17 protein-coding genes are annotated in these 20,239 nt (G+C 49.9%); 2 read left to right on the forward strand and 15 right to left on the reverse strand.

Annotated features, from left to right (window positions below; translation table 11 throughout):
* Window positions 1-28: 28 nt before the first annotated feature.
* Together ABC831_RS00245 and ABC831_RS00250 are read right to left on the reverse strand one after the other, a co-directional pair.
* Entirely contained in the window at window positions 29-862 is an 834-nt protein-coding gene (locus ABC831_RS00245; protein WP_343246288.1) for a carbohydrate ABC transporter permease, read from the reverse strand.
* Window positions 862-1,746 (reverse strand): carbohydrate ABC transporter permease, encoded by an 885-nt coding sequence (locus ABC831_RS00250; protein WP_343246289.1) that lies wholly within the window; start codon window positions 1,744-1,746, stop codon window positions 862-864. The genes ABC831_RS00245 and ABC831_RS00250 overlap by 1 nt, the downstream gene beginning before the upstream one ends.
* 223 nt (window positions 1,747-1,969) lie before the next feature.
* On the opposite strand from ABC831_RS00250, the gene ABC831_RS00255 reads away from it, so the two are divergent.
* Window positions 1,970-3,754, forward strand: a complete 1,785-nt coding sequence (locus ABC831_RS00255) for a sensor histidine kinase (protein ID WP_343246290.1) — start codon at window positions 1,970-1,972, stop codon at window positions 3,752-3,754.
* Window positions 3,747-4,937 carry an AraC family transcriptional regulator gene (locus ABC831_RS00260; protein ID WP_343246291.1) on the forward strand — a complete coding sequence of 397 codons (1,191 nt, stop codon included), beginning with the start codon at window positions 3,747-3,749 and terminating at the stop codon, window positions 4,935-4,937. Before ABC831_RS00255 ends, ABC831_RS00260 begins: the two co-directional genes overlap by 8 nt.
* Here ABC831_RS00260 and ABC831_RS00265 read toward each other — a convergent pair whose 3' ends face one another.
* From ABC831_RS00265 to ABC831_RS00325, 13 genes are all read right to left on the reverse strand, one after another.
* On the reverse strand, window positions 4,938-6,308 hold the full coding sequence (locus tag ABC831_RS00265; protein WP_343246292.1) for an ABC transporter substrate-binding protein: 1,371 nt from the start codon (window positions 6,306-6,308) through the stop codon (window positions 4,938-4,940).
* A gap of 247 nt (window positions 6,309-6,555) precedes the next feature.
* Window positions 6,556-7,782 (reverse strand): ABC transporter permease, encoded by a 1,227-nt coding sequence (locus tag ABC831_RS00270; RefSeq protein WP_343246582.1) that lies wholly within the window; start codon window positions 7,780-7,782, stop codon window positions 6,556-6,558.
* Window positions 7,769-8,656, reverse strand: a complete 888-nt coding sequence (locus ABC831_RS00275) for an ABC transporter ATP-binding protein (protein ID WP_343246293.1) — start codon at window positions 8,654-8,656, stop codon at window positions 7,769-7,771. The genes ABC831_RS00270 and ABC831_RS00275 overlap by 14 nt, the downstream gene beginning before the upstream one ends.
* Complete coding sequence (locus ABC831_RS00280) at window positions 8,647-9,450, reverse strand: hypothetical protein (RefSeq protein WP_343246294.1); 804 nt, start codon at window positions 9,448-9,450, stop codon at window positions 8,647-8,649. Before ABC831_RS00280 ends, ABC831_RS00275 begins: the two co-directional genes overlap by 10 nt.
* A complete protein-coding gene (locus ABC831_RS00285; RefSeq protein ID WP_343246295.1) occupies window positions 9,447-9,977 on the reverse strand; it encodes an RNA polymerase sigma factor in 531 nt (176 codons plus the stop codon). Before ABC831_RS00285 ends, ABC831_RS00280 begins: the two co-directional genes overlap by 4 nt.
* A gap of 304 nt (window positions 9,978-10,281) precedes the next feature.
* The gene (locus tag ABC831_RS00290) at window positions 10,282-11,757 is read right to left on the reverse strand and encodes a hypothetical protein (protein ID WP_343246296.1); all 1,476 of its coding nucleotides are present in this window, start codon (window positions 11,755-11,757) and stop codon (window positions 10,282-10,284) included.
* The gene (locus tag ABC831_RS00295; RefSeq protein WP_343246297.1) at window positions 11,699-12,265 is read right to left on the reverse strand and encodes an RNA polymerase sigma factor; all 567 of its coding nucleotides are present in this window, start codon (window positions 12,263-12,265) and stop codon (window positions 11,699-11,701) included. The genes ABC831_RS00290 and ABC831_RS00295 overlap by 59 nt, the downstream gene beginning before the upstream one ends.
* A gap of 178 nt (window positions 12,266-12,443) precedes the next feature.
* The gene (locus tag ABC831_RS00300) at window positions 12,444-13,763 is read right to left on the reverse strand and encodes a hypothetical protein (protein WP_343246298.1); all 1,320 of its coding nucleotides are present in this window, start codon (window positions 13,761-13,763) and stop codon (window positions 12,444-12,446) included.
* Window positions 13,764-13,836: 73 nt separating this feature from the next.
* The gene (locus tag ABC831_RS00305; protein WP_343246299.1) at window positions 13,837-14,439 is read right to left on the reverse strand and encodes a hypothetical protein; all 603 of its coding nucleotides are present in this window, start codon (window positions 14,437-14,439) and stop codon (window positions 13,837-13,839) included.
* A 1-nt stretch (window position 14,440) separates the two neighbouring features.
* Window positions 14,441-15,793 (reverse strand): FAD-dependent oxidoreductase, encoded by a 1,353-nt coding sequence (locus tag ABC831_RS00310; protein WP_343246300.1) that lies wholly within the window; start codon window positions 15,791-15,793, stop codon window positions 14,441-14,443.
* 67 nt (window positions 15,794-15,860) lie between these two features.
* Window positions 15,861-17,348 carry a DUF4127 family protein gene (locus tag ABC831_RS00315; RefSeq protein ID WP_343246301.1) on the reverse strand — a complete coding sequence of 496 codons (1,488 nt, stop codon included), beginning with the start codon at window positions 17,346-17,348 and terminating at the stop codon, window positions 15,861-15,863.
* Complete coding sequence (locus ABC831_RS00320) at window positions 17,345-18,046, reverse strand: beta/alpha barrel domain-containing protein (RefSeq protein ID WP_343246302.1); 702 nt, start codon at window positions 18,044-18,046, stop codon at window positions 17,345-17,347. The genes ABC831_RS00315 and ABC831_RS00320 overlap by 4 nt, the downstream gene beginning before the upstream one ends.
* Window positions 18,047-18,081: 35 nt before the next feature.
* Window positions 18,082-20,235 carry a hydantoinase/oxoprolinase family protein gene (locus ABC831_RS00325; protein ID WP_343246303.1) on the reverse strand — a complete coding sequence of 718 codons (2,154 nt, stop codon included), beginning with the start codon at window positions 20,233-20,235 and terminating at the stop codon, window positions 18,082-18,084.
* Window positions 20,236-20,239: the final 4 nt, after the last annotated feature.

Raw genomic sequence — 20,239 nt, forward strand, 5'->3', positions numbered from 1 at the left:
ATAACCTCCTCAAAAATCCGGGGCGCGTCTACCCTTTCACGGCACCGGCCGTCATCCCGTCAATAATGTATTTCTGACACAGGAAATATACAATCACGATCGGAAGGGTCACCAGTACGATATCCGCGAACACCATGTTCCATTCCGAGCTGTACCGGCCGCAGAAATTATAAATTGTCATGGTAATCGGCCATCTCTTCGGATCGTTCATCAGGTAGAGCGGCATCCGGAATTCATTCCATATGGATACAAATACCGCTATGACGATCGTCGCATTCACAGGTTTCAGCAGCGGAAATATGACCTGGAAAAACACCCGCAGCGGACTGCAGCCGTCAATAATCGCCGCTTCATCAATCGTCGTTGAGATCGTCGGTACGAATCCATGATAAATAAAGACGCAGAACGAAACCGATGTGGCCGTATAGACCAGGATCAAACCAACCAGTGTATTCATCAGCTTGAAGGTCTGCATAATCTTAATCGTGGGAATCATGGCTATATTGAATACCAGTCCCAGCAGCAGCAGATAAAATAAAAACCGGCTGAGCCTGGTGCGGTTTCTGGAGAGTACATAAGCGGCCATGGAGCTTAAGACCACGCATAAGAGCACCGTAACTCCTGTGATCACCACACTGTTTCCAAAGCACCGGACCACATCCGCCTTCTGAAACACTTCCACATAGTTCTGGAACTGAAAGACCGCAGGAAGCTCCAGGCTCAGGTAATCTGCCTCTGCCGCTGTTTTCAGGGAATTTACCACCACCACTGCCATCGGACACAGTATGGTGAGGGACAGGAGCCACAGCAGGATCTCCAGACAGATATCGAGTATCGTGCCACGTTTTGTACGCAATTCCATTACAGCTCCACCTCCTTTTTCTTTAACAGGCCCAGACCCGCGAAAGCAAGAACTGCGATAATAATATTCAGAACGAGTTCATATGCCGTAGCCATGCCATATCTGCCCGCGGACAGCTCTTTGTACACCATCGTAGCCAATACCTGTGTCTGCGATCCCGGTCCCCCCTTCGTGATCGTAATGACGAAATCAAACACTTTGAGCCCGCCTACGAATCCCAGAAACAGATTGATCGTTACCGAAGAGATTAACAGCGGGAAGGTAATGCGGAAAAAAGTCTGGATTTTTCCCGCTCCGTCAATCTTCGCGGCTTCATAATATTCACCCGGAATTCCCTGAAGGCCCGCCAGATAAATCAGCGATGTCATACCCACTCCCTTCCATATTCCGGCTGTGATAACGCTGTTCATGGCGATGGACGGGTCCGCGATCCACTCCTGTGTAAGGTTCTCAAGTCCTATCCCCCTAAGCACCGTGTTGATAATACCGTACTGGGGATTATAGACAGCGGTAAAAATCAGCCCGACTGCCAGCGCGCATAGCATAGTAGGTATAAAGTAGATGGTCCTCAGGATGCTTTTTGTCTTTAAGTTTTTGTTCAGTGCCAGTGCCAGCAAAAGAGATATAATATTACCCAGTATTAATGTCATAAACGCATAATAGAGGGTATTTGACACTGCCCGCCAGAATACCCTTGCTGTGGCCGAGTCGGTAAACATCTGCCTGAAATTATCCAGTCCGTTGAATTTGATATCGGATACATAGATATTCCAGTTGGTAAAGGCATACACTTCTCCGAATGTTATGGGAATCAGATAAAAAATGCCGTACACCAGCAGAACCGGCAGAACAAAATAAAGTGGATAGAATTTACTCTTCTTCATGGTTTCTCACTCCTTTCTTTGCGGTTATTTCCATCATTATACCGGAGTGATCCGGCCAGTAAAATGAACATTCTTAAGATCTGCCATGGACATTCTTAATCTAAAGCGGTAACCCCCTGTCATTCTTTTTTTAACTCTGATATAATTTTTGTTAGCAAGGAACAGTCACGGCTGATCTTAAGACAATGTACGTATCTATCCTATAGAACAGGGTGAAATCCACATGAAAAACAGGTCTCAGCGAAAAAAATTATTCTTATCCTTTACAGTAGTTATCATAGCCTTCACCTGCGCCTATCTGCTGCTGATATTTGGACGGGATTATCAGAATTCCAAGGAGCGGTACTTAAACGACCGTGCCCAGCTTGTACTTCAGGTTGCCAGCCAGGCGGACAACTATTTTTCGCTAATGGACAACATACTGCTTCAGATTATTTACAGTGATGCGATCTATGAATCACTCACCGCCGCCAATCAGGACATGAGTCCTTCCAATTATTTTGATATTAATCTGCAGGCTAAGAAAAACTGTACACAGGATATGTCCGCATATATCTCGATCACCAATCAGATCTCCAGGGCCAGCATCTTTGGGAGGCGGGGAGACTACTGCTCCATCGGCTCCCCCAGGCGGAACCTGAATACCTCTGATATCTTAGAATTAGACGCTGTAAAAAATGCGGAGCTTTTAAACGGCTCGCTGTGCATCCAGGGACCTTCGTCTGATCCGCTTTCCTCGTCCAGCGATAAATTGTATTACAGTGCATCCAGGTTAAGCAAACGGGGTTATGTTTCTTACGGATATACGGAAGTGCTGCAGTCCTACGAAAACCTGGAGAAGATCTGCAAGCCCGCCCCCACGGTTGATATTTTTATCTTTGACGGCAGCGGTAACCTGCTGTATCCGGCGCCGTCCTATGTGACCGTTTCCGATGAGGTTTTACGTTCCCGGTACAGGGAAGCCTGCGGTCATTTGGATTCCAGTGCCTCCAGCCAGTTTGAATATGAAGGGGAAATAATAAGCTCCGTAAAGCTTGATAATAACTTCACTCTTCTGGCAGTGGAGAACCGTATGGATCTATTTGAATATCTGTATCATATACGCAATACCACCTTCTTCTTCGCGTTCCTGGTGTCTTTGTTCAGTATATTGATTGTCTACTATATCAGCAGATACACCTCCCAGTCTGTGGAAAAACTGACCGCAGCGGTAAAGAAGATCGATTTCCACGATTATGTCCTTCCGCTCGATCCGGATGACTGCAACACTCACGAGACGAAACAGCTCGCGCAGGCCACCGGCCAGATGCTGCAAAAACTGCAGCAGTACGCTACGCTGTCCTCGGAATCTCAGATGCGGGAGCTGCAGGCCACCATCGTGGCCCTCCAGTCCCAGCTCAACCCGCATTTTATCAATAATACGCTGGCGGCCATCAGTTCCTCCGCGTTATCAAGCGGAGACTTAAATATCGTGCACATGTGTTCCCACCTTTCCCGTATCCTGATCTATACGCAGGAGGTAGACACAGCAACGACTTTGAAGATGGAATTCGAGTATACGGAACATTATCTGGCTCTCATGAAATACCGCTATGGAGACCGCCTGGAATACACCCTTAAGCTCGACAGTGCACTGGAAGAGGTACCTGTGCCCAGGTTAATTCTGCAGCCCCTGGTAGAAAACTGCATCTATCACGGCTTCAACAGTGACAGAGCACTGAAAAAAATCGATATTTCAGGAGAAACAGACGGAAATGCCTGGAAGATTTATATAACCGATAACGGCTGCGGGTTTTCCGAAGAATCGAAAGCAGCCATCCGTCATGGGCAGGAGCGGATCAAACGCCTGCTGGACAGCGGTCAGGCATCTTATATCCGCTCAGATGAACTGGGAGTATTGAATACCTTTTCAAGGCTCTATATCCGTCAAAAACAGAATACTGTTTTTGAAATCCATTCGTCTCAATCCGGCGCTACGGTGACAATAGGAGGACTCATTTATGATTAAAGTGTTTCTGGTGGAAGATGAACAGCTCTTGTTAAATGGGCTCACTGCGTTATTGCATTCTCTCGATACCGAGTTGGAAATCTCAGGCTATGCCTATGACGGGCAAGAAGCCTGGGAGAAAATCCCCAAAAGCCCTCCCGACATGCTGATCACGGATATCCGTATGCCGGGTATGACAGGCCTTGAATTAATCGAGTTGGTTACCGGAGCTTATCCAGACGTCCTTCCGGTCATCATCAGCGGATATGCGGATTTTGAGTACGCCAGAACCTCCCTGCGGTTAAATGTGTATGATTACCTGTTAAAACCTCTGATACCGGATGAGGTGAAACGGACGATTGCCAATGGGGCGGCAGAGATAGAAAGCCGAAAAAAACAGAAAATTGAGGAATACTTCCGACATGTTTTTCCCGATTCCAAGAAGGCATGCAGTATACCTGCCGGGCTGGAAAATATAAACTGTTTCCGGATGGCCTATACCTGCATCGGCCCTATCCTATCCGAAGAATATTTGTGTATTCTGGACGAGATCCCTCATTTTTCAGCCCGGGCAGCGGCTGTCGCCCACGACCTGTTCCCGGACGCCCAATGCTTTATCGTTCCCGGGAAATATGCAAATGAGTATATTATCATTCTGGGATTCTCCTATCCTTTATCCGATGCTTCCGAAAAAACCCTTTCCCAACTGTGGGAGAAGATCTTTCTTCTTATACCGAATACCACTATGGTTGTCGGTCGTCCTTCGGACGGCTGCAGTTATATACCGGAAGAAATCATGAACCTCAGGACTTTCTTAAAGCAGCATATTACTTCCGGTCTCTCTCATACCTCCTATTATGAGTACGAAGCTAAAAATCTTGCTGAACAGATGAAAGAATATCTGGTGAGCAATTATAACCGCCCTATTTCCCTGAATGATCTGTCTGAGCAGTTTCATTACTCCATCGGCTATCTCTGCAATGTGTTCCGCGCCGCCTATCAGGTAGCTCCTCTGCGTTACTTAAACCAGATCCGCATTGCCAACGCCAAATATCTTTTATCTGATCAAAAGAGAGACACCCTTTTAAAGGATGTCTCTACACTGGTCGGCTTTCCCGATCCGTTTTATTTCAGCAGGCTGTTTAAAAAAGAAACCGGAATGTCTCCCTCTGAGTACCGCCGAAACGCTCTGAAGGACGAATGATTACCATCCGGGAAGCCCCTGCGCTTCCGCATTTTTCGCGATCTCATCATCAATCGCCTTCAATACTTCTTTTGGCGTCATATTTCCTAACAGCATCTCCGGAATCACTTCATATGTAATATGGGAATAGCTGGCGGGCACATAATCAAACCAGACGCTGCCTATCTTGCCGCTCTGGACTGCTTTCTGCGCCTCCTGAATCTGCGGGATCAGATCCAGAGTGACTCCCTCGAAATAGCACGCCTGCTGTTCGGCATTGTACTGCTTCTCGACGTTTTCGGGCCTTGCCAGGAAATTGAACAACTGAAGGGCTTCCTCGATATGCCCACTGTCCTTGTTAATATAAAGGGCTTCGGAACAGGGTACCGCGTAAGCGCCGCTTCCATCCACCGGGAACGGCATAAGGCCGATCTTCTCCGTAAAATCCGGATATTTCTGGGCGCCATAAGCGAAAACGTGATCCCCAAAGATAAACATCGCAGCTCTGCCTTCATACAGCGCGCCATACATTCCATCATGCATATCGGATAATGGCGTCTCTCCGTAATATCCTTTTTCAAAGAAGTCGAGCTGGCGCTGCAGACACTCTACCGCTTCCGGAAGGTCTGCAAGTTTTACTTTATTCTGCGCATACTGCTCCCAAAAATCAGGTACTTGCGCCGCAATATAGGCTCCCCAATAAGTGTCCAGCCACGTTTCCGTCGGCCAGGCGTCCCCGCCGGACAGATAGATCGGTATCACGCCTGCATCTTTTATTTTCTGGCAGACCGCTTCCAGCTCCTCGAACGAGTTGGGCTGTTCCAGCCCCAGGTCCTCAAATACTTGTTTGTTATACAGAATCCCCCAGTTCTGCACACCTGCATTCGGAAAACCATATACTTCACCGCCCCAATTCAAATAGGTGTCCAGAAGTTCTTTGTTTACATTTTCCAGGCAGGGATCATCCGTGATCGGGAGAAAATTATCTTCCGGCATCAGGATACTACGTCCGCCCTCCCCGTTGAAATAGGCTACCACATCCGGCAGTTCCTTGGTGGCAATCTTCGCACCCAGAATACTATTATTCATGTCGTTCGGGTTTGTAATCAGCTCGATCGCAATACCGGTTTCATCCTCAAATTGCTGATAGAGTTCCAGTTCCACCTCTGAAAAACAATCCTCCGATCCCATAATGGTAAGGGTAGCGGCTTTTTTAGAATCTTCCGGGGCCGAATCTCCCTCCTGTTTTTTCGATTCCTCCTGTTTTTTCGCCTCCTCCTGTCCGCTGGTATTTTCAGGCTGTGCCTCCTGTCCCGCACTTTTGTCCGAACCGCAGGCGGTCAGTGAACACATCATCGCTCCAACCAACAAGATACTCCATAGTTTCCTCATACCTTTCCTCCTTGCATAAAAGTTATGGTCCCGGAATTCAAGCGACCAAAATCTCTGGCGGTCTCTCCATACAGAGATCCCGGGATATCAGATAGTTCATTATACATGGGCAATTGCAATTACCAACCCCGATGAGGTTAGTAATATTATAGATTTATTTTTCCTGAAAGCAAATGGATAAAATTTCTATAAGACCTAGATGATATTAACATTCTATCCGGTTAAGATCCCTTTCTATAAAATTTTTTTAATTTACTTCCGCCTTCCTGTACACCCGATATATGAACGGACATAACAGCACAGACAAGACGGCATAGATGACCAGCAGAATTCCAACCGCGCCGCATATCATTCCGCCGATATCATATAGATTAAAATAGGAAACTACCCGGTTCATCTGCAGCAGCTGATCCGGTAACAGCCCCAGCAGCTTGCGTACTCCCGCGCCGCCGATTCCGGACAGAAAGGTCGGAAGAAAGATCAGCACAAAGGGAATGATGACCCCCACCACCGACGATTTGGTCTTGGCTGACAGGAGCATGGTAAACAGTAAAATAAATACACTGCCCAGATACCCTCCGATCATAATCAGCAAGTACTCCTGCCAATAAGTTAGGGAATAAAAACTCTTCCATCCGGCGCTCCCTGTCTGTATCGGGCATCCGGCGCCGTCAGCCCCCAGAACACCGAGTATGATTCCCGTAACCAGCAGTACGGCCATCCAATAAACTCCCGTAATTACACAAAGCCCCGCCTTTATCTTCGCTGAAACCGCCTTGCCGCGCCCATGATAGGACGTATAAAAAACCGCGTCCGCCTTCCATTGAAACTCGCCCGGAAAAATATTAGCCAGCGGAAAGCTGAGTATCAGCACCATCACCATAAGCAGCATCGGCGCGCATTCCAACAATTGTTTCCATCCTTCCGCATAGTCATATTGCAGAGGGATTTCTAATTCCTCATATCTCCGGATTAAAAATACTTTCTCTTTTTCCGTGAATTGATCCTTCGCCTCCGTATACAGCCATTTCTTCAACTGCCTGACCCGGTTGGGATAGAAATCCCCAGCATCTTTTGGCGATAAAAAGTCCGGAATATAATAATCATACTCCCGGAATTCTCCGTACGCATTGACCAGCAGCTTCCGTATGTCATATATCCCCTGCTTCCAGCCAAACGCCCTGTTATTCTCCTGTACATCCTCAGACTGGGCTTCCGGCGTCGCATTGATTCTGTTATTTTCCCCGATCACTTTACTTATTTTTTCTTCCGTAAGCGGCCCTGCCCATTCCTGCCTCACCGCCCGCAGTTTCTGAGCCGCGGCATAACCGGTATGGTTATTCCCATTTTCATCTATATACTCAACGCCGGTAATCCCCAGCCAGCATACGATCCCCAAAAGAAAGATCAGCAGAAGGGCCGCAATCCGGTTTCCCGTTCTCATATAGATCTTTTTCAGTTCATAGCGCAGCATCTTCCTCACCTGCCCTCTCTCCAAAGTAATATAGGAAAACATCTTCCAGCGTCATATCTTCCTCCTTTGCTCCCGGACATGGCCGGTCAGCCGACAGGATTCGGAGTTCGGCCCCCTCAGTGACCGTTTTCATATTCGCGATCTGATACTGTCTTGCGTAGGCTTCTAATTCCTCCCTCCCGGCCAGACAGCTCCATACCCTTACCGGTAACGTATGCATGATGCCTGCGGGTGTGCCGGAATGGGCGATCTCTCCGTTTTTCATCAGAAGGATCTCATTTGCGATGTATTCCACGTCCGACACAATATGGGTGGATAACAAAACCAGCCTGTCCTGGGACAGCTCACTGATCAGGTTTCGAAAACGAATCCGCTCGTTGGGGTCCAGCCCTGATGTGGGCTCATCCAGCACTAATATTTTCGGATTATTCAGCACCGCCTGCGCGATGCCAACTCTTCGTTTCATTCCCCCGGACAGTTTTTTCATCTTTTTCGTCCGCATCTGGGTAAGCCCTACCCGCTGCAGTAATTCACCGATTCTTTTTTTCACAACAGCAGTCGGAATCCCCTTGATCGATCCGATATACATCAGATAATCCTGTACCGTGAAGTCGGGATAAAATCCAAAGTCCTGGGGCAGATAACCCAGTAATTTCCGATATTCCGCATCCATGGCAAAGATATCTTTTCCGTCCCAGGTAATCGCGCCGTTTGATGGTTTCAGCAGCGTGCACAGCATCCGCATAAATGTTGTTTTACCGGCGCCGTTGGCTCCCAGCAAGCCATATACCCCATGATGCATGGAATACGTCACATTCTTAACCGCCGTTATATCCTGATAGTTTTTTGTCAGATTTTCTATTTTTAATTCCATATAGTATGAACCTCCCAATCATTTCTGCACCGGCCCAGCACCCTCAAAACCGCATAGATCAGATACAGGAAAGAGCCGCCGGTGAGTCCGGCCCAGACCGGCCCGGACAGCGCCGCATACACCGGTTCTTTTAAAATTATCAGAATCCAGACCGCGATCCACAGAAGGGACAGCCCCACAGCAAAATACTCCGAAGCGATCCTTTTGCAGCACAGTGTCCGAAAGCAGATGCAGCACGTCACATTAAAAGGAAGGAAAAATTGAAACAGGATCTCTTCTATTGTGATAGGTACCGTCAGATATACCGTTCCAAAGAAAGCACTCAAAAGCACAGCGTCCACCATACCGAACAGCAGCATTCTGGCCGAATAAATCTGACGCAGCGAAAAAAATGCCGTACCTTCGATTTCCGCTGAACTGCTGCTCCGGTTTTTCCACAATTCGGGGATTACCAGAATAACAAAGACGGAAGCCAGTACCCCCATACTCCTCTGGACATAATAATTGCTGCCGGCCGAATACAGAATCCGCCACAAAACCACCAGTATGATAAATTGTAATACCCACCAGCGTTTCCGCAGATAAGCAGCCTGCTGGAACAAAAAATCAAAGTATGAGTTTGTGCGCTCCTGTATGGATTGAAAAAATGCTTTTTCCGCAATCAGTAAGGTCCGCTGGATTTCATGTTCCCTGATCGGCAGATCCGGCTGATTGTTTTTGTATTCCCGCAATTTCGCTTCTACCAATCGGTCTTTAAAATTCTCTTTCTCGATTTTCCGGTCTTTCTTCTTCATAACTTCTCCTCCTCTCCTGCTAATATTTTGGCTAACAGCTCTTTTGCCTTTTTTATGCGGTATTTTACCAGAGGGAGGCCGATATTCAGTATACCGGCTATCTCCTTTAGCTTAAGCCCCTGAAAATAATGTAATATAATAACCTGTTTCAACTCGTGGGGCAGCCTTTCCAACGCCCGTTCCATGTCCACCTTTACGTCAACGCTGCCAATAGGATTTTCTTCCGGTATCTGATACTGCGTTATCAGAGATCCGGCCTGCTTTTTATAAAAATCCTTACACAGGTTGCCCGCGATGACATAGAGATAATGAACCGCCTTTCCCTGATGCTGATAATCCGTAAGAGATCTGAAAAACCGCTCGAATGTCTCCTGCGCCACATCTTCCGCGTTCATGCTGCCGCTGCTTCCCGCTATATGATACCGGCAATACCGCAAAATGACCGGATAATACCTGCGGACAAATATCTCCATAGCTGCCTCATCCCCGTTTTTCATTTTCCTGACCAGAAGAAAATCCTTATCCATGGTTCCCCTCCTTTCCATTTCATTTAAAAGCGCTTCTATACTATGTATAACTGAAAACACAGGAAAAAGGATAGCCCTGTATCCATATTTTGTGTCACGTCCGTCAAAAATCAAATGGGGCTGTCGGGAAATAAAATCTGCATACCAGATATTGATGTAAAACCTGCAATCATATTCCATATCTGGTAAGACTTATTCATTTCCCGACAGCCCCACTCTTCCAAACGAATCTAATTATCTCAAAGAATCTATTTATCTCAAAGAATCCATTCAGATCAACGAGTCCATTTATCGCAATGAATCATTATCTCAACGTATACAAATATACATAGCTTTTCGTTCCCTCTTCATCCGCCGCGTTTATCATAATACTGTCCCCATTCCAACCGATCGAGTATTCATGGGCGCCGGTCCTGTTCTTCCGCTCCAGCAGGTAAAACACTTCTTTTTTCACGTCGATGACACCCATCCGGGAGATCCCTTCCTCAGAAAATGCGGAAACCAGGACTTTATCATCCGCCTCATTGACAATGATGCTTTCCGCCAGTTCCTCTGTTAACCCCTCCACACTCATCCTTTTACCCGTTACTTCATCTACTAAATAGATCCGGCCCGCCTCCATGACACAATCATACCGCCCTCCGGAGAACTTCACTTTCAAGCCATCCTGCTCCTGAGCCTCTGACTGCCAATATTGCGCATGGTCATACAGAGTCAGACATGTATTTTCCGAATAATCATAACAGTAATAATTAAATGTACCATCCGGGCAGTCTTCCCCAATCAGAAGCTTCCCGTCCACCGCTTTGACGGAAGAAATATCGGTAATCCCCGTCAGATCCCGCATGGAAACCGCCTGTTTCTGCGATGTATCGATCAGATATATTTGGGTACTCTCCATCTCATTTCCCAGGGCAGCCGTGTAAAGTCCGTTTCCCGCATCCTCCCAGCTCCTCAGCACAGCATAATCCTTAATTTCCCTTCCATCCACAAAAATCCCGGAAAACAGATCCCTTATTTTACCGGTATCCATATCATAAACTGTGGAATAAGAATACTCATCCCTCTGGGGGTTTTTATACAGTGTCAAAATCAGCTGGTTATCATTGGATACCGACAGCAGGAACTGGGCATCACTCTTTTCATCCGTCTCAAAGCGGTCCCGCTCCCGTTCCCTGATAACAGGTTTCCCCTGATACCGGCAGTAATCGTAATCTATCTGTCCGCTCACTCCCAGCATAGATACTTCCGCTTCGATTCTCGCAGAAGGTACCGGCACGAATTCATTCTGCACAGCGGCATAGAATAGGGTGTTCCCCTCCCCGTCTACATAATAAAACAGTTGATCTGTCATATCCAGATAGGAATCAGACTGAAGATACTGTACGTCGAAAACCTCTTCCAGTGTATCGGCGGCATACAGATCGATATGGCCGTCCCCGTCATTCATCCCGTCACTTTTTTCCTGGGCCGGAACCGTCTGCGCAGGCACCTCCTCTGTTTCCTGAAACTGAAACAGTGAAATGATCCATTCCCTGAACTGGGCATTCGCAGTGAACGCAGCCACGAAGGAAATCCCAATTACCACCGCTATCATGGCCGCCCATTTTAAATACGCATACCTTTTTGTCCGTTCGCGGGCTTTACGTCCGTCCTGTGTTCCAGAGTTGATGGCAGCTGATAGATACGAATCATCAATCTGGCCCATCGCTTCTATTATTTTATCTGCTCTCATCACCGTATCCCCTTTCCCGCAGGTACTGGCGCAGTTTTTTTCCATCTCTTGAGAGAATTGATTTCACTTTGCTCTGCGTCAGCTTATACCTGGATGCGATATCCGAAACCGTATCGAAGAAAAAATATCTTCTGATAAATATATTTCTTTTTTCCAGTGATAAACCTCCCAGAAAAACATTGATCGTCTCCACAAGCTCCTGCTGTGAGATCCGCTCCGACAGATCGCAGCAGTCTCCCAGAACTTCTTCCAGCTCCTCATAGACCGGCAGCACATCCATATTTCTTTTTTTAGCCATATAATATTTCAGTCTGCCAAGCGACAGGTTTCTGGTGATTTTGCACAGGAACGCGCTGAAGTAGACCGGCCGCTCCTGGGGAATTACATTCCAAAGCCTGAGATAAGTATCATTGGTACATTCCTCCGCGTCCTGCATATTGTGGAGGATGTTCATGGAAATTCTCATACACAGCCGTTCGTACTTTTCTCTGGTTTCTGTGATCGCCCTCTCCGACCTGTTCCAAAATAAATCTATTATTTTATTATCTTCCATACAGGTTTCTCTCCTTTCACTTGATAGGTAGGATTTTAGAAAGAAAGCGTCGCAGGATTCATACATAATAATCACTATCATTCTATCACCCGCCACCGCTAAAGACAAAGAAAAAACAGGGGCCGCTGCAAAATACGCGCTCCTGTATATGCGCTTATTGCAGCAGCCCCTGCAGTCTTTAGTTTGGATAGCGAAGGTAAAGCCGAATATTGGTCCAGTCCGCTACCGGCGACACTGTTTTATCCGTGACGCCCTGTATGGTTGGACATTCCTGCCAGGTTTGCCCAAAATCATCTGAGACGACAAAGTAAGTGGACGCGTCCTGATTACCGGGAATATTGCGCGGCGTAATATATTCCGCGAACAGCGGCGCAACACCCTCCCATACCGGATCGTAGCTGACATGGCCGTCGATGATATAATCCGGATTGTACAGATCATTTGCGTCAGCCCCCACGTGGGCTATGATTCCCCATTGATCTCTCCCGATAAAGGAATCCTGTCCCAGGTCATAACTTAAATACTTCGCATGGTTCGCGGGCACGAACTGAAAACCGCCCCGCAGGCCCGAATCATGGGTAAATCCCACCTTCGGGGAAGTGGAAAAGCAGATGACCCCCGGATGTGCCGCGCGCAGACGTCCCACATCCGCGTATTCGCTGCCTGTGAACCTTCCGGTTCCCTGTACACGCTGAATCACATCCGCGATATATTTAGCCGTATCATCAGGATAATGAACCGTCACATGCCCGTTGCCGATCTTCGTAATACCACCCACCGTATCGCCGGCCGCCCAGTTCTCGAACTCTATGTAATCCGGGGACCCGTTTGCCGTGGAAGCCTGATACACTTCGATCAGCAGCCGCTTGGGAATCTGCTTTGTATAGTCTCCCTGGAAATAGTTGTCCAGCGTCTCCCAGGTCCCGCCCGCATTCAGATATTTCACCGGGTTCCCGACATAGGGCGCGCAGGAACCGCCGAAAATGTTTGTCCCGCCGGGGACCGAAGTATAGATCATCGCGTCGCTGTAGCTTCCATTGGCATGATCGTAATCCTCTTTGATACCGACACTGATCTGCTTGGGTTTCCATGCTCCGGCGTTAAGCGGATCATAACTGGCCTCCGGCCCCATTTTCAGATGCATGGCATTGGCCCCGGCAGCAGTGACGCAGGAAAACGTTCCGTCTATTGCTTTATCATAGTGGGCGGCCCAAAAACCATCGCTGGAATCTTTCGCGGTAAGGGCCGGACGGTATACTTTTCCGATCACGGTGTGCTTGCCTTCCAGATCCACATAACTTACAGACCCGTTGGCGTAATTTTCGATATAGATCTTATGCTTCAATGTAAAAGACGCCTCGTTCTCCGCTGCCGCTTCAGGCGGAATCGCCGCATTTGTGTAATTATTGGATTCCGCCATTACCGGCATCGCCATGCTTATTGTCAGCATGAAAGCCAGCACTGCAGATTTTAACGCAGATTTTATTGCTTTTATCATTTAGAACCCCTCCAATCAACCATTCATTATTTAACTATCTATCTCCTATTTGTAAAACCGAATCACCCCGGTATTATCTGTCCCGCCGTACCCATAGATAATCCATCATCTGGCAGCAATATCCTGGCATCTGTTCATTCACAAACGCAAATGCCCCGATTTCCCGGAAAACAGGCATACACCTGCGGCCGTATCTCTCCCGGAGCCATGCATCTGCCGGCCGTTCTCTCGTTTCTTCCAGATGGTGAAAGGTCTCGTGCAGAAGTATGGCGGTATCGATCTGCCTTTTGTCCCCGACCCATTCATATGCGTTCGGAAGGGCCAGCAGCCGCTGCGCGAAATGGTCATCCCAATGTATTTCTCTGCTTTCCGGTTCATAATAAGCCTTGGGCGCGTTCCCCTTCCGGTCCGCTTCCGTATACGGCACGATGCGCGCCACCCCCAGCTCCAGAATCGCCGCTGCAATATCCTCCTGACCCACAGGATACCTGACAGCCAGGCTCCGCCCGTATTCCACCGCTCCGCTGTAGAAGGCTTCCATCACCTCTGCGGGTATACGGGCAAATACAGGCGAAGAAAGCCAAAGAGAAAAATCCAGTTTCCTGGCTTCCTGGTATATATCAGGGGCCTTCCTATCACAAGCCTTACTTTCCCGGCATACTTCCGGCGTTTTCATATCACAGCCAGCTCTTTCCCGGCACAGCCCCCTGGGCCAGCAGTTTCTTCTGCAGTTCGCCCACATCCACCTGGGCAAAGGACAGTCCGTTCTTAACCCCGATCGCAGCAGCAGCCCCGGCTGCTTCGCCCAGAGCCATAGCCGTGGCCGAGATCCGTGCCGATGCCAGCGCTTCGTGAGTGGCGGAAATGCAGCGTCCTGTAGCCAGCAGGTTTTTCAGCTTTTTCGGAACCATAACCCCATAGGGGATATCATAGCAGCAGGCCTTTGCTTTCCTCATCCAGTTCAGTTCATTTCCCACAGGATCGTGAATATCCACAGGCCATGCGCAGACCGCCACACTCCGTTCACTGACGGCATTGTTCAGCACATCATCCAGCTCCAGCGTCTCGATTCCCACGATACGCCGGCTTTCCCTGACTCCGGTAACGGACGCCACCACCCTGAGATAGCAGTTCTGGAACCCGGGAATATATTTCTGGAAGAAGCGCAGGATCTCATCCACCTGCTTATGGGCTTCGAACTCAGCTGCCGTCAGATCCTTCGCGTTAACGCCGGACAGCTTGGTAACCCTCGTCATATTCACCAGGACCTCCCCCTCATGGACCCCCTGGAAGAACAGGACCCGGTCCCTTGGCAGGGTCAGTTCCCCTTTTTCCTGCGCCTCGGTCACCAGGTTGAAGAACCCGGATACCGCGAGATACTTCCTGAGATCACATTTTTTATTCAGAATAAACTGCTCCGGATTCTTCTCGACATAATCCACCGTCTCCGGCAGATTCACTCCCCCCACCGTGAACATCAGTGTCATGGGCTGCGTCATTCCGTCACGGCTTCGCCCCAGCACACAGTCCGCCCCGCATGCCACTGCCAGATCCCCGTCGCCTGTGGCATCGATAAAGGTCTTGGCCTGATACACCGTCTTACCGCTTTTATTCAATACTGTGACACTTTTCACCACACCGTCTTCGCACTGCGCAGATTCCAGCACCGTATACAGCAGGGTTTTAATGTTCGGTTCTTCCGCAAGCATCTCGAAATAGACCAATTTTAACATCTCCGGGTCAATAGGCGTAATGGTCGAGACCATGCCGATCGGGTCCGGGATATGTCCCAGGGTAGCCCCCCTTTTGGCCAGCCGGTCTACGATCTCCTGCGCCAGCCCTTTTACTACCTGCTTCTCCCCCGCATGGAAGGTCATAAGAGGGCATACCATACCGCTGGTATTCATACCGCCCGGACAGCCATTACGATCGATCAATAGTACCTTCATGCCGTTCCGCGCAGCGCTAAGGGCTGCGGTCATCCCTCCGGGTCCGGCTCCTGCGACAATCACATCATAGATTCTCTTCACAACAACAACCCCTTTATCCTTTCTTATTTCGCTTCTAACGATAAAGCAGCTCAACCGGGAGGAACGATCACTTGTCTGCTATTACTTCTGCCTCAAAGACCCGCGGCCAGGGAAGACGAATCGAAAACTCCGGCAGCTTACCTGCAAATACCGCCTCAAAGTCAGCCCGGTGCATCTGCACCGCCTGTTCCAACAGCTTCTCTGCCCCTTTTAAATCTTTCAGACACCATACATCTTCCCCGGACCCAGCCAGCCGTTCTGAAAATGTCTGCCGGACGGCCGCCTGGTAGAGCAGATCATCCAAAAGGCGCTCTGCCGTAAAACGCTGGTTGTCCTGCGTATTATGGCCCCGGCAGGCCAGAATCTGTGCCAGGATCGTACCGAGGGAGTTCCCTGCCGTATTCCAGGCCGCGTACCCGCACAATCTGTCCGGCTCCGTCATCCGGGCCAGCTGCTTCATGAACCGGAGGTCCCCTCCGTTGGCATAGCTTACATCCAGCAGATAACAGGGATTTCCCTGATTGATCAAAGAGGCGGCGCTTTGGGCCATAGCCTCGTATTCTTCTTGTGTATAACTATCCGGGTTCTCCCATTTCGGGCAGTAATCGCCCTGTACCGACCTGGGCGGTAGAATCAGGAGGCATTGATCCGCTTCTTTTGTTTCGCGTATTCCCGCTGCCTGCATGTGGCTTTTGAGATTCTCTGTGAACGGACGGTCCTCATACTTTGCTGTAAAACCGCGGTTTTCCCACAGCCACTCTATGCGTATATCCATCCCTACGCCGCTATCCGTCCCGGTCCCTGCGCTAAGCGCATAGAGAACCAGCTCCATGCCGGCTTCGTCCGTCCCATTGTGCAGAAACACCTTCTCCTGCAAACCGGACTCTCTCACAGCCTCACGGATCTCATTTTGTTCCAGCACCTGCAGACCCAGGGCGGAACAATCCTCCTGCAGGATCAGCAGCCGCTCAAATACCCCTGCCTTCGCCAGTCGGACACATTCCATATTTACCATATGGTTTCTCTGACGCGCCAGAAGGAACTCCTCCAGTACAGAGGCAGGAATTTTTGCTTCCAGCAGCTCAAGGTTCTTTTCCGCCTGTTTTTGCTTCTCTCCTTTTTCCGTTATGGCCGCATACTTAAGGCCGGAATAGCGCGCGATCTGTTCCCACCATATCTGGCTCTTTCGGCTTAACGTACTCACCGTTGTGCGCATTAAGACATTGGAAGCGTAGATCTTAAGCCGGGGGCTTCTCTCTTTCAGCCGTTCCAGCCGAATCAGGGATCGCTTTGCCTGATCCGCCGGACAGCCGCCGCCTCTGGAGGCAATCAGTCCCCCATAAACCAGCTGCTCCACGGATAATACCAGGATATGGGCATCTGCTGTCTCCCGTTCTAACCAGGTCCATATTTCTTCTGTCTGGGAAGGCGTTTTGAAATAGTCCATCCGGTTTTCCGGAGGTACCGTCAGTGTACATCCCCTAAGCGCCGCCAGCTGCCTGGGAAACAGGCTCGTGCAGGGCCGGGAATCCAGCGGCAGGAAACAGATTTTCATAGGCTCACCTGCAGCTGATCGATCGCCTCCCGGAACGCGGACACACTGCGGGCGATACTGTCCTTCGTCTTCCCGGTTACCACCGCGCCGATCATCACCGCCTTAGCCCCGCAGCGCTGCAGTGCGGCTGTTTCCTCCGGCAGGACCGCCCGCTGCGTGGGAATCACTACCGGGAGTTCTGTATTGGAACAGATGGTGTAATATTCCATCAGCTCTTTCGCTGAGAGTGGCTGCCCGTAGGTGTCCGGCTGCATCACAGATGCTTCCAGAACATGCGCTCCGATTTTATCCAGCGCGCGCACTTCGTCCGTTGTATATTCGGAATCGAGGGCTATCATATTTAACATAAGGCCGCTCTCCAGAATCTCAAGGGGCGTGTGCTTCGCGTATAAGGATACGAATTCGAAGCCCGCCTCCGCCGCAGCACGGTAATCCTGCCGGGCTTTTTCCAGATTTCCGCCCGCCACCAGCCCGCAGGGGCCTTTGGCCTCCTGAAGGATCTGAAGCAGCGCCTCTTTTTCTTCTTCAAAGCTTCCAAAATGGGTCTTGCTGGCATGATGATCCACGTTTATATGTACCTTCACCACATCCGCCCCATATTCCCAGGCGGCCCGGGCCAGTTCCGGATCATTGGCGGGAAGGCTCATGATCAGAGTCATGCTGTTCTTTTGTAACATATCCAAATAACGGGTGTTCATATTATTCGCGATTCCTTTCCAAGGCATATGCCTTCTCATTTTCGGGTCCTGACCACGCACACAACCGGTTCCTCCTCATCCAGTCCCTGCAATTCGATACGGATCAGGCCTTTTAACTGATCGAAATCCAAGATACTGGAATAATCGGCGATACGGCTTTTGTATAGAAGAAAGACTTCCGGCAATATCATGCCCACATCATTGTAAGTGGCCTTATCTTCAATAAATTCTGCAATCCCCGCCTGCGCATTCTTCACGCAGGTCTGCTTCACATAGCCATGATTTACCTGCAGCTTCACCACACCATAATCATCCAATATACGGTAATCCAGCTCTTTTGACGACAGCAGGCCGAACAGCTTTTTCTTCTCCCGGCACCGTTCAAATACGGTCAGCCCATTGGTCTTTTGGGCCGCGCGGATCTCCCCTTCCGGTGATTTAAAGGCCTGTGCCGCTTTTTTCAGCAGCTCTTCCTCTGATGCCTGCTTAAGATCCGCCGCATCTTTATCCATCTGAAACGCTCCGGTAACGATGGCCCGCAGAATATTTTTCGAATGTTCCACCTCTGTCTGGACTTCGATCGTAGCGGGATCAGCTCCCATGCTCTCCAGCCGGCCGATGGCCTCCTTGCGTATCGACAGGATATCTGTTTCCGTGGGCTCCACGACGGTCCGCTCCACACTGTCTCTTAACATGGCCAGCGCCGCTCCTATGGCCGATATCACTTCCGCCTTCCGGGCAATGAGATATTTCATCTCCATCTTTTTGCTGAGCCACGGCACCACGGCGGTAGAACCTCCGCCGCCACCCACCAGGGAGACCAGATCCCGGTCCAGCTCATATTCTTCTAATAACGCCTCGGCTACCGGCCGCACTTTCAACATGGCTTTGTCCAGGATATCCCGGGCCAGGACTTCTGCGCTGGTCTGAAACTGTCCGGCCAGCTGATCGAATGCTTTTCTCACAGCTTCTTCATGGGAATAGGCATAATCTCCCGGCTTCGTCATCCCCGCCACGATGGAAGCATCGGTCAGGGTTACGGCAAACCGCTTTCCTTTTTCATTCACCGCAACCAGATAGTCCCCGGGGTCCATGGGCATGGGCTGGATCAGCTCAGGACGGATGTCCGCGATCTCTTCTTCCCCGCTGAAAGCCAGATAACCCAGTCCTGCGATATGGGCGCTTCGCGGGCCCACATCGATCACCTTCGGGCCGTCCATGCGCACCATGGAGCCGCCGCCTATTCCCACAGTACGGGAATCCAGCGTCTTCAGGTAGGTCAGATGGCCGCCCACATTGGCGCTCTTGATCATGGCCTTACCATTTTTGATGGCGGAAATATCCGTGCTGGTACCGCCGACTTCCAGGAAGATTCCATCGGAGACCTTAGCAAACATCAGCGCGGCCGCTATCCCTGCGGCCGGTCCCGAGAGCATCGTCAGGATCGGGCGCTGCTTCATCTGAACCAGATCCATCACACCGCCGTCACTTCTCATGATCATCAGCGGCGCTTTGATCCCGCTCTTCTTAATACTCTCATCTGTCAGTTCCGCCGTGGCAGTCATCTTCGGCAGAATACTGGCATTCACCACCGCCGTACGCGTGCGCACCTTCAGCCCATACAGCTGGGAAATCTCATGGCTGGCAGTTGCAGGCAGTCCGTTTTCGGCCGCCACCGCTGTCACCGTCTGTTCGTTCTCCACATTGTCCACGCTGAAAGCCTCGCTGGCCACGATCACCTGGCAGCCTTCCGCTTTCATCTTCTGTACCGCCGTCTCCACCTGTTCCCTGGCAAACACTTTTGGGTCCGAGTTCAGGTATACATGGCTGGTCTGAAGAAATTTGCCCGGGCTTAATTCCAGGCTCTTAATCTGTGTATCTGTTTTTGCTTTTACTGCCTCCAGTCCCTTCCCCATGCCCACGATTCCCACCTTCGAGACATCTCCTTCCAGCAGGGCGTTGGTGGCCTGGGTGGTACTGTGCGCCACAAAACAGACTTCTTCGGGTGTCGCGCCGGACTTCTCTATCACTTCCCGAAAGACCTTAATGATCCCCTCAGACACAGAACTTTCTGCAGTGTGCGTGGTAGGCGTGACCGCATGGGCGATCACCTGGTTTCCCGGGAGTTCTACAGCCACTGCGTGGGTAAAGGTCCCCCCCACATCGATCCCGATCCTTAAGTTTCTCATGCTG

Source organism: Diplocloster hominis (assembly GCF_032380655.1).
Classification (GTDB): domain Bacteria; phylum Bacillota; class Clostridia; order Lachnospirales; family Lachnospiraceae; genus Diplocloster; species Diplocloster hominis.